The organism is Clostridium sp. Cult2, from assembly GCF_021655075.1.
GTDB lineage: Bacteria > Bacillota > Clostridia > Tissierellales > Tepidimicrobiaceae > Schnuerera.
The window spans coordinates 1-15194 of sequence record NZ_PPXX01000083.1; the positions used below are offsets into that span (position 1 = coordinate 1).

The window sequence follows — 15194 nt, forward strand, 5'->3', positions numbered from 1 at the left end:
ATATCTTGTATTTTTGCTTCTCATTCTGGCAACCTCCTGTTGATTATATTTTACTATAATCGTGTGTGATTGTCCAAAACGGTTAGGGGGCTAAATAGCTAGAGAGACCCCTTAGTAGAACTTCCATCTTGTAAGGAGTATGGTGCAAAACGTCCTAGTATTGTGTTTAATGCATCAATATCCTAATTCTTCATTTACTATAAACAGTTTCATCCTATTTTTTACGAACTGCCCCTCTATAATAACTAAATTAAAACAAACCCTTTCATCGGTTCTACAATCTACGCATTTATTCAACTCTAAACATGGTGGATTATATCCAGCTCTTTTTGCATTCAATGGAGCTGATACGTTTCTAACCCTATGTATTGCATCACATAATGTATCGCAAATCTTGTTATTTCCAACTACAACGATTACATTATCAGGTCCATATATCATTGCTGCTACTCTATTCCCACTATGATCTATATTTACAATATGTCCTTCCTTTGAGATTGCATTTGTTCCTGTTATATACCAATCGGTTAATAATGAACTTTTCTTAATCTGTTTACTATCTTCTTTGCTTTCAGCTAAGGTTTTATCAAAAACAATATTCCCCCTTTCCATTAATGATTTTGAAATATTTATTTCCTTCAAAGTTTGCGAATTTCCAACACCAACTGAACAAGCTATAGGTATTAATTCCATTATTCTATCCTTTACTTCTTCTAACGTTTCAAAAAAACAAACATCTATATTCCTAAATTTAAAGTTTTTCATTATTTCCAATTTTATGCTTTCATCCACTTTTTTCCCCCCACGTAATTTTTTAAAAATTAATAAACTCAATCTATTGAAAAATTCATTCATAAAGTTCAATCTATTAACTTCGATTTCCTTTGCTTTTTCCGTGTATAACTTCTCTGGTATTTTTTTGAACTTCACTTAATATTCAATAAAAAGTGAATGATTTGATACATCTTTTAACCTTCAATTTTCAGTAATATTTCCGGTTATATGTTCTATACAAGATTGGCAGTTCTGATTCTATATTCTATGAATTTCTCTCTTTATAAAAAATCATCTGTATCAAGATGGATATGTCCAAATGTTTCGTGTATAGCTTTAGCAAGGGTAGTAGTTCCTCTACCAGATGCACCAAAGTTGTGTGTAATATTTATCATAGAATTTTACCTTTCACAATTATTTGGAATAATTGAATACTACTCATTAACTTTACTCTTTCTATTTATTTCTTAACCTTTTTTCTATATCTATATATATCTCCACCAGATTTGCTTTTATGATAAAAAAACACTCACCCTGCATCCAACATCTCTTTAAGAGGTTTTTCCCTCTTAAAACCATCATCGCCTGAACAGTCAATTATGATTCCTCCATCTTTTGTTACTCTAGTTATTTCAACAAGTTCCCTTTCAAAGTCATCTCCAACTACATGCCCTGACATGACGATATCAAAAGTATTGCTCTCGTAAGGTATTATCTCAACAGTACCATCAACCACTACCACATTGGTTATATTTTCAGCTTCTATTTTATCCCTCATATATTCTCGAAAAATATCAACTGGTTCACTTGCATATACTTTTTTAGCTTTTTTTGCTGCAGCAAAAGCTAATCTTCCAGTACCACTTCCAATGTCTAATACAAGCTTGTCTTTAAAATCAGCTAACTCATATATATGTATTAATAAAACTATAAATAATATTTCTTATGATTAAACTGTAAAAATTCCATAACTATTTACCCTGCATATATCTAATTATTTCATCCAAATCAAAATTGTAATGTTCAAAAAATATATTTTGAGGAATATCTAAGATTAGTAAAATAAATGTAAAAATGATGAACATATGAAATAGCTGTTTAATAATTGGTTTCTTTGCTCCTTGAAAATTTGCTCTAAAACATATAATTATAGATAATACAAAGAAGCAACCAAATATAATATAAAAAGTATATAGATTTAAATTTAAAACTAATGCAATAATGCCTTCATCGTTACGTTTCCAAGAGTTTGTTAATGCAATAATTATATATGGCACTAATCTACTTAATGAATTAGTAACGATTAAAGCTGCTCCTAATTCTTTAAATCTTGTTCTTCCTATAATCCAAAAACCTACTAGCACCAGAAACACATTTATTAGAGGCCCTCCTGCTTCACCTAATAGTTTAAAACTACTAAAATCCTTTGGTACAACTTGATTTAATGTAAAATAAACATCTATACCATAAATCTTATACACAATCCAATGCCCAAATTCATGAATAGGTCGTGCTAGTAAACTCAAAACAACAAACCAAGTCCGAAAATATTTGTTTATTGTAATTGGCTTTTTATGCAAGTAGATTACCTCCTCTATTAATGTGAACAATGGGACAGGTAATTTGTACACTTTGATTATCTAAAATAATATCCAGTTTTTTATCATAAATATTTCCTTTTTTCTTTTTTATAACTCTATATAATGGCAAATATCAAGTATGATATTACCTGAATCATCAGGAGTTGTAAATCTAGGACAAGCATAACGTTCAAAAAACCACCAAGCACCTTTTTCATCAGGGATAATTTTATAACCTTCTTCACCTAATTTCGCTGCACATTTATCCTCTTTAACATAAACATCCCCTTCTTTACCATAAACCCAACAAACACCCAATACACTTTTTGGAAAATCAACATATTTAAAACCTTCTGGAACTGGAGTAGTTCCAGGAGTAAATATTCCAATCCAATATTCAAATGGTTCACCTTCCTTCCATCGCATTAGGCCTATGTAAGCATCATTATCTTTGTAGATTTCATCAATATTTACACTTATTTGCTTCTCAATAGTAGAAAACCAGTTGTTTTTAAACCATTCCATCCATTTTTCACTAAAATTACCATTAATACGATCATCATCCCCATATTTTTTACCGATAAATCTCATTGCAGGTATGCTTTGCATATATGTATTTACAATTTCTGCCATAATTTCATCTCCTTTATATTATTTAAATAATCATTAATTCACATTTTTTATAAAGAATACGTCTTAACTATTTCTTACTAATGACATACTTGGCTTGTTCATAATCTTTCTTATGGACATAAATGATATACTCATAATTCAAATTCATATTTTGCCCAAATGAACCAGTCCTACTTCTCATACCTCTTGCAAAGGGTGAAGGAGACATTCTATTAATAGTTCTAACATAATATTTTATATTACTTTGAGATAATTTATCTCTAATTTTTGCCTGTTCACTCATTGAATAAGTTAAGTATATTTCTATTCTGTTAAAGATAGTAATCATATCTCTCAACTCCCTAATTTTATTTTGGTGAACCTAATTCAACATATAAGTCTTCAATATTATTCTCCTTAAAAAAGCTGTAGATAAATCAAGTAATGCATTTCCAATATTAAGTTTTGTATTAGGATAGTATACTAGTTTTAAGTTTATTTCTTTTCAATTTCTATTTGGGTTTTAAAGATTAATTTATTATCCTTTTTATTAATGCCTTCCATATATATTATATTTGAATTTAATTGAGATTTATCCTTATAAATAGCGATAATATCTCCCGGCAAAGCTTCATTGCTATAGTTAACTTCAATTGATTTAGTCCTATATTTTTTATGAACTTCCAAGTTAAAACTGTCCATTATGAAATCGACATATTTTGAATTATTTAAATGTTCATTGACGTCAATATCACTATACCTTACTGTCCTTTCATAAACCAATTCTAATTGTCCCTCTGGTTTAAGGCTTCCCATTCTACAATCAATTGCTCTTTCCTTTAGTGTTGGAGGGTATCCAGTATAAATTGATTCGGTTTTTCTTAATCTTCTATTTATCACATCAATAATAACCCAGGTTGAAACAGCCTTAGCTAATATATTACCTTTAGCATCCTTTACTAAAAAATCCCTGGCAAATTCTATTTTATTAGGCTCTTGTGGCCAGGTTTCTATAGTAATTTCCTCTTTCCACAAAGGGTATCTAACAATATCAACTCTAATCCTTGCTAATACCCATAAAACACCATGTTCTTCGTACAATGTCTTCATTCCCATACCAAGATTTTCTGCATGAAGTCCAGCAATATCTTGAAAATATGCAAATAAGGAACTTAATTTTAAACTCCCATTAAAATCAACATGATTTACATCCACTTTATAATCTTTACTATACAATGAAACTGGCTTCATCTAAATACTTCCCCCTTCTTTATTTCCACTAAGTTCAGCTATAACTAAGCCACAATATATTAGTATATATTTCTAATATATCATGATAAGCTAAATGGGTAAATATGTTAATCATGAATATTTAAAATAACACTTGTGACTTTATGTTCTATGTGTTAAAATTAATTCGAACATAAACTTGGAGGTTGCCGATGATTATATTTCTTGCTAAATAATAAAATTTTATAGGGGCAAAAATACAACAGTTGTATTTTTGTGTCTAATTTTAGCGAGAAATCTCTTTTGAATATATTTATGTAATATAAGATGATTTTGTTCATCTTTTTTTTATAGCTAAGAGAGCTTTCTCTTAGCTGTTTTTTTGTTGAAATTGAGGAAGGAGTGAAATAAATTGGCATTAATAGATATTAAAAGTTTAACATTTTCCCATTCAGGAAGTATAAAACCAATTTTTAATCAGGTGAATTTACAGTTAGATACAGATTGGAAACTTGGCTTTATTGGTCGAAATGGATATGGAAAATCTACATTTTTGAACCTTCTAATGGGAAAATTTCACTATAAAGGTAGTATTCATGCTTCTGTAAATTTTGAGTATTTCCCCTATGTTGTAAAAAATCCAGAAGATACGACTATAGCAGTTATTGAAAATTTAAAGGGAGAATTTCCACTATGGAAATTGCAAAGAGAAATGAATTTACTGGAACTTAAAGAAGATGTATTATATAGGCCTTTTTCTACCTTAAGCCATGGAGAGCAGACCAAAATACTACTTGCCACCATGTTTATTACAGATAATCAGTTTCTTCTAATTGATGAACCTACCAATCATTTAGATGTCCGTGGTAGAAAATTAGTGGCTGAATACTTGGCAAAGAAAAAAGGGTTTATAGTAGTATCTCATGATAGAGAGTTTTTGAATATTTCCGTTGACCATATATTAGCCATTGAAAAAAATAAAGTTGTGCTAACTAAAGGTAATTACGATACATGGCAGCATAATAAACATTTAGAGGATGAGTTTGAGCTAACTCAAAATGAGAAACTTAGAAAGGAAATACGAAGGCTAAAAGAATCTGCAAGAGAGAAAGCCACATGGTCAGATAAAGTGGAAAAAACAAAAATTGGTCAAGGTTCTTTTGACAGGGGATATATTGGCCATATGGCAGCTAAAATGATGAAACGCTCTAAAAATATTGAAAAGCGTTATGAAAAAGCTATTGAGAAAAAACAAGAATTACTAAAAAACATAGAAGAAATTGAACCCTTACAAATTGATTCTTTAGAACACTATGCAGATACTCTAATAGAAGGAGAAAACTTTACAATATATTATGATGATACTCCTGTATTTAAACCAATAAACTTTACTGTCAATCAAGGAGAATGTTTAGTTCTGCAAGGCAATAATGGAAGTGGAAAATCCAGCATTATTAAAGCTATTTTAGATGAAAATCTACAAATAACTGGGCATTTATGGAAGGCAAATAATCTAGCTATATCCTATGTTCCACAACATTTTGATTTTTTAAAAGGCAGTCTATTTGAATATATAAGTAAGTGTAATATCGATAAAACACAATTTCTAACCATCTTTCGTAAAATGGGAATCTCACGGGAACAGTTTGAAATACCCATGGAGCGCTACAGTAGTGGTCAAAAGAAAAAGGTTCTTTTAGCAATATCCATTTGCCAACGGGCTCATGTATATATTTGGGATGAACCTTTAAATTATATTGATATCATTTCTAGAATTCAGATTGAAAATATGATTTTAGAATATGCTCCTACAATGATTCTTATAGAACATGACAAAAAATTTATCGGCAAAGTTGCTACAGATATAATTGAATTATAATGAACGGGACAGCTATAACTGTTCTCGCTGTCTCATAATTATAAAGTACTATTTCATGTTCTCAATTTTTTCAATTAATCTTATTGGATTAACAATTTTCCCAAGCCTTTCCTCAGTACTACTATCCATAATTACTGTATCGCTAGTATTAAAGGCTTCAAAAAAGAAAACATCCAATGAAATATCTGGATTAACTTGACATGCTAATGCATATAATCCTGCTAAATAAGGCACTGTCAAACTTAAACCGCCTTCCCTATAATATACATAATCATTAATACCAGTTGGGCTTGCAGTACATCTAGCATCCATAGGTATTAATAGTTGATTATTATAGTATTCTTTATTCTTCCAGAACTCTCCTTTTGTATATGATGTAATATCATCTGCATCCTTTAAAGGATTTCGACCAAGGCCTGTAAAATCTTTACTACCAACATATATAGTGTAGATTCCTTCCTCTCTTGCCTTCCTAATGGACTCAAATGTTTCTTTATAGCCACTCATATTTTCTCCTATCCCTAAAGATATGGATATAACTCTAATTTTTTTACCCTCAGGTAAAATCCTATTAATTTCAACAATACGGTCTATAGACTTTGCAAGCCATGTAAGATCCCATTCAAATTTCCCCTGTTCATTAACAGTTCCATGGGTTTCAGCAATATAATAAAGATCGGCTTCAGGCGCTACTCCCACATTCTTCCCTACAGCAATAGATGCAACTGCAGGTCCATGCATTGCTGCTCTTTCAGCATAACAATGAATCTCTTCATACAATTTTAATTGCTCTTTATGCTCCACATGATCCACTAATAGGCTTTGGTCAATTATTGCTATACCCACTCCTTTTCCAGTAATCCCTTTTTTATGGAGTTCCCTTATTCCCAAACCGGGATTTTTACCTAATTCCATTATCATCTCCGGATTAAAGTCATCAGGTAATTTATCAGGCCATTGGGTCTTGCTATCAAAGTCAGCATATATTAAATCTTCAAAATCCTCCTTTAAGTCGAGATTAGTTAAATCACTGCTTCTTAAATCCATCTGCCATAGTTCACTTGAATTTGGATTATGTATTGGCAATTCCGCCATTTTTCCAGGATTGATGTAAGAATAATCTGCTGCTTCGGGTTTTCTCACAATACTCAACTCATTATTTGGTGATAATAAAGTCTGATACTTCTCTGATTCCTCTGATGATTCTAGTGGATTTTCTGATTCTTCAGGATTTTCTGATGTTTTTGTTTGTAATGTCTTAGGTTGAGTACATCCAACCATTAAAATCGCTATTACCATAAATAAATAAAAAAACCTTTTCATCTTTACTCACCTCTCACAATTTTAATTCTTATATCGATAGGCTTTTATTGCCCTAAATAATTCTCACTATGTAGTATTCTAGATTTTATATTAAAGTCCTTCTTTTGCTTCAGATGTTTGTAAGAATTAAAACAATTCTATATACAATCTATTTCTTCGTAAATAATTTTTATATAAAAAGAGGCGTTTCATAACTTATTTATAAGTTATGAAACAGCCCCTTTTTATTACCATTTTATATAATTATAAAAATTACTAAATTCTGAAGCTCTATAGGAATTCTTAAATTCTATTTTCAAATATTCTTCAAGTCCATTACATCCTTTGAACTTAAACATTCCTAGAATATACATCAAGTATAGCTCCATATAAAATCACCTCCATATATAAATACTAGATTCTTAAATTTCTTTGTGATTATCATCACTCTTCCTCCTTTCGATTTTTTTATTTTTTTTATAAAAAAACCGTAGGAATACCTACGGTTATAAACAAAATTATTCAATATTATTATGAGAAATCTTACATAATATATAAAAATAGACATAAATTAAGCATAAAAAAAGTCACAGCCTGCTGTGACTTGTATATAATCTATTCAATATAATTTATGCATCATATCAAATTGAAACATAACATACCTTTCCGCAGGTTTTTTATATTTTTTAGCATATATAGTTTTCTTAATATTAGTAGATTTGTTGTTTTAATCATTACCATAATCCTCCTTAGAAAGTATTAATATGTTAAAGTATTACTACAATAGTTTACCAAGGAATTATTTGGAAAGCAAGCATTATTTTGAAAATTTAAATTTATAGTTCAAATGGCCTATTTAATCCAACCTTAATCCTAATTCTTGTGTAAAAGCATTATATCAGCTAATTTTTCATTTGATATAATATTTCCTTCTTCACCAAAATGAGGACCATAACTTGACACTATTACCTTATCAGTAGCCCGACAAAAACCTACCTTCAACTAGATATTCCATGGGACAGCGAGAACCGTCCCTGCTGTCCCATTCAATTACATTTTTATCTGAGATATGAGAGTTTGAAGCTCTTCTGCAAGTTGTGCCAAACTCTCACTTGCTGAAGCTATCTCTTCCATTGATGCAGTCTGTTCTTCAGTTGATGCGGAAATGTTTTGAATATTTCTTGATATCTCCCTTGACATACCCTCAATTGAATTTATCGAACCAACAGTACTTTCAGTTCCTTCAGCTACTTGATTTATAGCTACTGCAATATTGTTAATCTGATTAGATATATCGTCTATGGAATTAATTATAATCATAAATGTTCTTTTAGTTTCATCTATTGTTATTAGCCCTTTATCAACTTCTTCCTTACTCAAATCCATGTTTCTATTTGCTTCATCTATTATATTTTGATTTTTCTTTATTATTTCATATATTTCCTCTGTAGAATTATGAACCTGTTCTGCTAACTTTCTTATCTCATCTGCTACTACAGCAAATCCGCTCCCATATTCTCCAGCTCTTGCTGCCTCAATTGCAGCATTTAATGCAAGCAAATTAGTTTGCTCTGCTACTTCCTGGATAACCTGTATTATATTATCCATCTCTTGTGAGCTATTATTTACATTCACTAAAGAAATTTGCACCTTTTCAGTACTTTCCACTATGTTATTCATCTGATATATAACCTGTTCAATCTTTTCCTTTCCTTCATCTGAATTATGTGAAACATCTTGACTTAAATTATTTATACCTTCTGCATTTGCAGATATCTCTTGAACTTGTGCAGAAATCTCCTCTACTGCAGAAACAATACTAAATATATCCTTTAACTGACTATCTGAACTCATAGCAATATCTGCTGCAGAAGTGGCTATACTGTTAGATGCACAAGCTGCTTGTTGGGATACTGATGTCAATTCTTCTGATGATGATGCAACTTGTTCTGATGACTCCCACATTTTTTTTGAAAAATCCTTAAAATTGTCTATTATAGATTGAAAAGATGCTGATATTTGGCCAAGTTCATCTTTTCTCTTCATATTCTTCTCCTCTATATTCCCTGTAAAATCCAAATCTTCTATTCTACCTGCTAATTTCACAGACTCTATAATAGGCTTAGAAATTGAATTCCCGATAATAACTGAAATTACTATAGATATAGTAATTATTATTATAGTAGCTAACAAGGTCATATACATGGATTCTTTAAAAGATTTCAAAACTTCATCACTAGATATTGCTACTCCAACTTTCCAATTAGTTTCATTCATATCCTCTACGAAGAAAAATCTTTCTTCTCCATCATAGTCCTTTATCTGAATATTATCTGCTGCTTTTTCCTCATTTCTAACTACATCTTTAAGGTTGCCATTCAGGATTTCGCCAATATTAATATATCCTTTTTCTGAATCAGGATTATATTCTTCATTTTTATGGGTTATAATATTTTCATCACCATCTATTAAAAATCCATATGAATTCTCTCCTAATTCCAAACTTGAAACAACTTCAATTAGATGGTTGACAAATATGTCCGAACCTAAAACTCCAGTTATCTTACCATCTTTCTTTATAGCTTTGGAAATTGTAATTGTTATATCTCCAGTCCTAAAATCTATATAGGGGGAGGACACTGTCACATCATCAGTACTTAGAGCATCCTTATACCAATCTCTTTCAGTACAGTCAAAATCATCTGGTGGTCTCCAGTCAATTCCAAATATTGCAGCTCCATTAGGAAATCCTACATAATATGTATTACCTACATTAGCCTCTCCTTGTCCCTTTAAATACTCATGAACATTATCAAATTCAAAATCATTAATGTACACAAGGGTAGCTGCCATTTCTTTCAAAGAATTCTTTTGAATACTTAGCCACTGATCCATTTCTTTCCCAGTAATTTTAGCTATGTTCCTAGAGTTTTCTTTAATCTCATTAAGTAGCTTTTTTGTCGTTAGATTATCATTAATGAAATATACTAGTAAAACACTAAAGATACAGACAATACATGAGAACAAAACTATTTTTGATTTAATCTTCATTTTGACACCTCCATAGAATAATATGTAAATTTTTTGTATAACTTATTATGCTATCTATTTGCGTTGTATTTTTGCAAGTATATTAACTTTATGATAAATTTAGACTATATTTTATATACTTCTACGTATTTCTACATTATCCTGCATATATCTACTGAGCCTATTTAACTATTTTAGACAGTTTAGGGTTTTGTCATTCAACCTTATCAATATGGATTAATCCTTGAATGTAGATAATAGTTATACTGACTAATTTACTTTCATTCTGAGCACACAATAAAAGCATCTGGCCTATTGTAGCCAGACGCTTTTAGATTTGTTTATTTTATTAAGCGTTTTTAATGGCTGCCTGAGCAGCTGCAAGTCGTGCTACAGGTACTAAATATGGTGAGCAAGATACATAATCAAGGCCTATTTTATCACAGAAGGATATAGAATCGGGATCTCCTGCATGTTCTCCACATATACCTATATGAAGTTTTGGATTTACCATTCTTCCTAATTTCACTGTCATATCCATTAGTTTTCCTACTCCCTTAGTATCAATAGATTCAAAAGGACTTACATTGAAAACACCTTGTTCTATATAGCTCTTTAAGTACATATCTGCGTCATCTCTAGAAAATCCAAAGGTCATTTGAGTTAAATCATTAGTTCCAAAAGAAAAGAAATCTGCATGTTTTGCAATATCATCTGCTAAAAGTGCAGCTCTAGGTATTTCAATCATCGTTCCTACTTCATATCGTAAATTGCTACCTTTTTCTTTAATTATTTCATCTGCTACCTTTGTTACATTCTTTCTTATAGTTGCTATTTCTTCTTCTATTCCCACTAGTGGAAGCATTATTTGAGGTACAATGGCAATGTTTAATTCTTTTTCTACTTCTACTGCAGCAGTAATTATTGCTCTAGTTTGCATTTCATATATTTCAGGATTTGTCATACCTAATCTACAACCCCTATGACCAAGCATAGGATTGTATTCTTTAAGGCTATTGACTATATATTTTATATCTTTAAATTCCATATCCATCTTTTCAGCCATTGCATTTATATCCTTATCACTACTTGGTAAAAACTCATGTAGAGGTAAATCTAATAGTCTGATTATTATTGATCTATTATCCATATCTTTGAATAGATGATAGAAATCATCTTTTTGGAATTCAAATAGTTTATCTAAAACTTCTTTAATCTTTTCATCATCTTCTTCAATAACCAATCTTCTAACATAATTTATTCTGTCTTCACCAAAGAACATATGCTCAGTCCTACAGAGTCCTATACCTTCTGCACCAAATTTTAATGCTTTAGCTAAATCTTCAGATTTATCTACATTTGTCCAAATCTCTAGTCTTCTAAATTCATCTGCCCACTTTAATAGCTTTCTAAAATTACCTATTATTTCAGCATCTTTAGTTTTTATTTTTCCTTCATATACTTTCCCTGTATTTCCATCTAAAGAAATATAATCTCCTTCATTATATGCTTTTCCATTTATAGTCAATTTCTTTTCTTTTTCATCCACATTAATGTTGTTACAACCAGATACACAACTTTTGCCCATTTGTCTTGCCACTACTGCTGCATGGGAAGTCATGCCACCTTTTGCAGTTAAAAAACCTTTAGCTTTATACATCCCATGTATATCGTCAGCTGAAGTTTCACTTCTAACTAATACAGCATCTTCTCCTTTTTCTACCGCTTCTACTACATCATCTGAAGCAAAATATATCTTTCCATAGACTGCACCTGGTGATGCAGCTAAACCTTCTGCTATCACTTTTGCTTTCTTTAGATCCTCATTATCAAAGGTAGGATGTAATAATTGTTTCACACTTAAAGGTTCCACTCTCATAACAGCTGTTCTTTTATCAATAAGTCCTTCTTCAACCATTTCTACTGCAATATTAACGGCAGACATTCCTGTTCTCTTACCATCTCTAGTTTGAAGTATATAGAGTTTTCCTTTTTCAATAGTAAACTCAACGTCTTGCATTTCTTTATAATGGTCTTCAAGTTTTTCAGCTACTTCCTTTAATTCATCATATTTTTCTGGAAATACACTTTTTAGTTTATCTATATTTTGAGGAGTTCTAATTCCTGCTACCACATCTTCCCCTTGAGCATTTACAAGAAATTCCCCATACATATTATTATCACCAGTAGCGGGATTTCTTGTAAACATGACTCCTGTAGCAGAATCATCTCCCATATTCCCAAATACCATAGTTTGAACATTTACAGCTGTTCCCATATCATGAGAAATTTTATTAATATTTCTATAGGCTATAGCTCTATCATTATGCCATGATTTAAACACTGCACTTATAGACATTAAAAGTTGAGTCCTTGAATCTTGAGGGAACTCTTCACCTATCTCTTTTTTATATAACTCTTTGTATTTTTTTACTATTTTTTTTAGATCATCAGTGGTGAGCTGTAAATCGTTTTCATAACCTTTATTCTCTTTTGCTTCGTCTAAAATGGATTCGAATTTTTCTATTGGAATGTTCATAACTACATCGCCAAACATCTGGATAAGTCTTCTGTAACTATCGTAAGCAGTTCTTTCATTAGATGTGGCCTTGGCAAATATTTCTACTGTTGTATCATTTAATCCTATATTCAATACAGTATCCATCATGCCTGGCATAGAAATAGGTGCTCCAGATCTTACTGATAATAATAATGGATTTTCATCGTCTCCAAGATTTTTACCTACCTTTTTTTCGAGTATGGAGAGATTATGGAGTATTTCTTTCTTTAAATCTTCATCAATTTTTTTGCCTTTAGTATAGAACCTCTTACATACCTCTGTTGTTACAGTAAAACCTGGAGGTACAGGTAATCCAATATTGGTCATTTCCGCCAAATTAGCTCCCTTTCCTCCCAATAAATCTTTCATTTTCTTATTGCCTTCATTGAATTGATAAACATACCTGGTCACAAAATGTCCCTCCTTAGATATAGTTAGTCCGTGTATAATATTTGTTAAAACAACAACAAAGTTGCTTTCAAATTAATCAATATTGACTTTTCTACTCCTAATTAATATTATGAAAAAAAAGAAAAAAGAATTAGTAATTTTGATATGTATGATTTTTTCAGGATTTGTTAGACTATTTATTGTATTATTAGAATTATCAAAAGGCATATAATAGATAATTATATTATTATTATATCACAAATTTAACAAAGTCAAGTTTTGTCGAAAATATTTTAATTTAGAAATGCAAATGGAGGCCATAATAATGCTATAGATATGAATAGTATACCAAACAATTTATTGGTAAGGATTGCTAAATCCGTTGGTTCTCCACCTTCAACGGAAAACATATGTTGAAACTTCCATAACTTATTAGGATACATAATACCTGCCAATCCTAATAATATTAATGGTAACTAAATTTTTATTCTCATCTTTAAATAATATTATATTGCCTTCATCCGATATATATTTAAACCTTTGCCCATCTATGGAAAAACTGGTTTTCACCTGGCATATAAAGAATAAAATTATTATATGAATTATCATGATTAAAATTGTTAGACCAATATAAATTTTCTTCTTACCATATTTGTCATATAGATTCCCTAATATTTCCATCCCCTACTCACCTCACCAGTTTATATTATTCTTAATATTAATTATTCTACATTATATACTAAAATCCTTTAACTGTTTGACAGAATTTTTATAATATGAAAAAATGATTATAATAAATATATAGTTGGTGATATCATTGAATATACCTAAAAATCTAACAGATAAGATTAATTCCATACCTGAAAAACCAGGAATATACCAAATGAAAGATTCCAAAGGAAATATAATATATATTGGTAAGAGTAAATGTTTAAAAAAGAGAGTAAGATCATACTTTTATACTAATCCTGATTTCAGCAAAATAAAACAAATGGTTTCTAATATTCATGATATTGACTATATAGTAACGGATACACATTTAGAAGCTCAACTATTGGAATGTAGTTTAATTAAAAAACTTAAACCCATCTATAATAGTCAATATAAAAATGATAAAAAATATATATACCTAATAGTAGAAGACTATAATAGATTTAATCCCCTATCCATTAGCCTAGAAAGGAAAAATGAATATAGTTTTGGTCCTTATAGGAGTAGAAGTATTGTTATGAATTTAGTAGAACTTTTTAAAAGACTATATCCTATTAAAAAGGGTTTAGAATCATATGAATTTACCTATAGGCCTATACCGTTAGATATGGGAAAGGATGATTTTCTAAAAAATAGAGAATGTTTATTAGAGATAATAAGCCAAGAGGGATATTTGGAAAATTTTATACTCACAATAAAAACTAAAATGGAAGAAGCTTCCTCATTCCTAAAATTTGAAAGGGCTTCTTATTATAGGGATTTTTTATCAGCACTAAAGTATCTATATAATTTCAATAAAATCCATTTTACAAAGAATAGAAGAATTTTAATGGGAGAAAAATTGAATGATGGTTATAAATTATTCTATATAATAGATGGTAATTTGATTTGGGAAAAGAAAACCTCTAGAATTAATATTAGTTATCTTGAAAGCCTTTTATTTCAAATAGAAAAATTGAAAAACTTTGATAATATTTATATAGACGAAAAAAGCGCTCTAGATTTTAAGACCATTATTAACAGAGAATTAAAAAATAACCCTTCCATTATAACTCAATCTATAGACAAAGATGTTGATTTAGAATTGCTAATGGATTTTTTGCAAAGATTAAAGGTCTAGTACAAA

At 30.1% G+C, this 15194-nt stretch carries 15 protein-coding genes; 2 read left to right on the top strand and 13 right to left on the bottom strand.

Annotated elements, in window-relative coordinates; translation table 11 throughout:
• Positions 1 to 174: 174 nt before the first annotated feature.
• From C3E90_RS08575 to C3E90_RS08600, 6 genes are all read right to left on the bottom strand, one after another.
• Entirely contained in the window at positions 175 to 792 is a 618-nt protein-coding gene (locus tag C3E90_RS08575) for an LUD domain-containing protein (protein ID WP_236915226.1), read from the bottom strand.
• 511 nt (positions 793 to 1303) lie between these two features.
• Complete coding sequence (locus C3E90_RS08580; RefSeq protein WP_336513024.1) at positions 1304 to 1714, bottom strand: class I SAM-dependent methyltransferase; 411 nt, start codon at positions 1712 to 1714, stop codon at positions 1304 to 1306.
• A 31-nt stretch (positions 1715 to 1745) separates the two neighbouring features.
• The gene (locus C3E90_RS08585; protein ID WP_236915227.1) at positions 1746 to 2354 is read right to left on the bottom strand and encodes a hypothetical protein; all 609 of its coding nucleotides are present in this window, start codon (positions 2352 to 2354) and stop codon (positions 1746 to 1748) included.
• Positions 2355 to 2462: 108 nt separating this feature from the next.
• Positions 2463 to 2987 (bottom strand): hypothetical protein, encoded by a 525-nt coding sequence (locus tag C3E90_RS08590; RefSeq protein WP_236915228.1) that lies wholly within the window; start codon positions 2985 to 2987, stop codon positions 2463 to 2465.
• Between the two features lie 67 nt (positions 2988 to 3054).
• Complete coding sequence (locus C3E90_RS08595) at positions 3055 to 3315, bottom strand: hypothetical protein (protein ID WP_236915229.1); 261 nt, start codon at positions 3313 to 3315, stop codon at positions 3055 to 3057.
• 146 nt (positions 3316 to 3461) lie between these two features.
• Positions 3462 to 4217, bottom strand: a complete 756-nt coding sequence (locus tag C3E90_RS08600) for an acyl-[acyl-carrier-protein] thioesterase (RefSeq protein WP_236915230.1) — start codon at positions 4215 to 4217, stop codon at positions 3462 to 3464.
• 391 nt (positions 4218 to 4608) lie between these two features.
• On the opposite strand from C3E90_RS08600, the gene abc-f reads away from it, so the two are divergent.
• On the top strand, positions 4609 to 6075 hold the full coding sequence (gene abc-f, locus C3E90_RS08605) for a ribosomal protection-like ABC-F family protein (RefSeq protein ID WP_236915231.1): 1467 nt from the start codon (positions 4609 to 4611) through the stop codon (positions 6073 to 6075).
• Positions 6076 to 6123: 48 nt separating this feature from the next.
• Here the strand turns inward: abc-f and C3E90_RS08610 are convergent, their stop codons facing one another.
• The 7 genes from C3E90_RS08610 to C3E90_RS08630 form a co-directional block, all read right to left on the bottom strand.
• Positions 6124 to 7398 carry a S8/S53 family peptidase gene (locus C3E90_RS08610; protein WP_236915232.1) on the bottom strand — a complete coding sequence of 425 codons (1275 nt, stop codon included), beginning with the start codon at positions 7396 to 7398 and terminating at the stop codon, positions 6124 to 6126.
• Positions 7399 to 7625: 227 nt separating this feature from the next.
• Positions 7626 to 7766, bottom strand: a complete 141-nt coding sequence (locus C3E90_RS08615; protein ID WP_236915233.1) for a hypothetical protein — start codon at positions 7764 to 7766, stop codon at positions 7626 to 7628.
• Between the two features lie 484 nt (positions 7767 to 8250).
• Positions 8251 to 8379 (bottom strand): hypothetical protein, encoded by a 129-nt coding sequence (locus tag C3E90_RS13325; RefSeq protein ID WP_272879104.1) that lies wholly within the window; start codon positions 8377 to 8379, stop codon positions 8251 to 8253.
• 48 nt (positions 8380 to 8427) lie between these two features.
• Positions 8428 to 10428: a methyl-accepting chemotaxis protein gene (locus C3E90_RS08620; RefSeq protein ID WP_236915234.1), complete on the bottom strand. Its 2001-nt coding sequence runs from the start codon at positions 10426 to 10428 to the stop codon at positions 8428 to 8430.
• 328 nt (positions 10429 to 10756) lie between these two features.
• A complete protein-coding gene (gene ppdK, locus C3E90_RS08625) occupies positions 10757 to 13378 on the bottom strand; it encodes a pyruvate, phosphate dikinase (protein ID WP_336513022.1) in 2622 nt (873 codons plus the stop codon).
• 272 nt (positions 13379 to 13650) lie between these two features.
• On the bottom strand, positions 13651 to 13767 hold the full coding sequence (locus C3E90_RS13520; protein WP_336513023.1) for a hypothetical protein: 117 nt from the start codon (positions 13765 to 13767) through the stop codon (positions 13651 to 13653).
• A 22-nt stretch (positions 13768 to 13789) separates the two neighbouring features.
• Positions 13790 to 14038, bottom strand: a complete 249-nt coding sequence (locus C3E90_RS08630; protein ID WP_236915235.1) for a hypothetical protein — start codon at positions 14036 to 14038, stop codon at positions 13790 to 13792.
• A 136-nt stretch (positions 14039 to 14174) separates the two neighbouring features.
• On the opposite strand from C3E90_RS08630, the gene C3E90_RS08635 reads away from it, so the two are divergent.
• Positions 14175 to 15188 carry a GIY-YIG nuclease family protein gene (locus C3E90_RS08635; protein ID WP_236915236.1) on the top strand — a complete coding sequence of 338 codons (1014 nt, stop codon included), beginning with the start codon at positions 14175 to 14177 and terminating at the stop codon, positions 15186 to 15188.
• Positions 15189 to 15194: the final 6 nt, after the last annotated feature.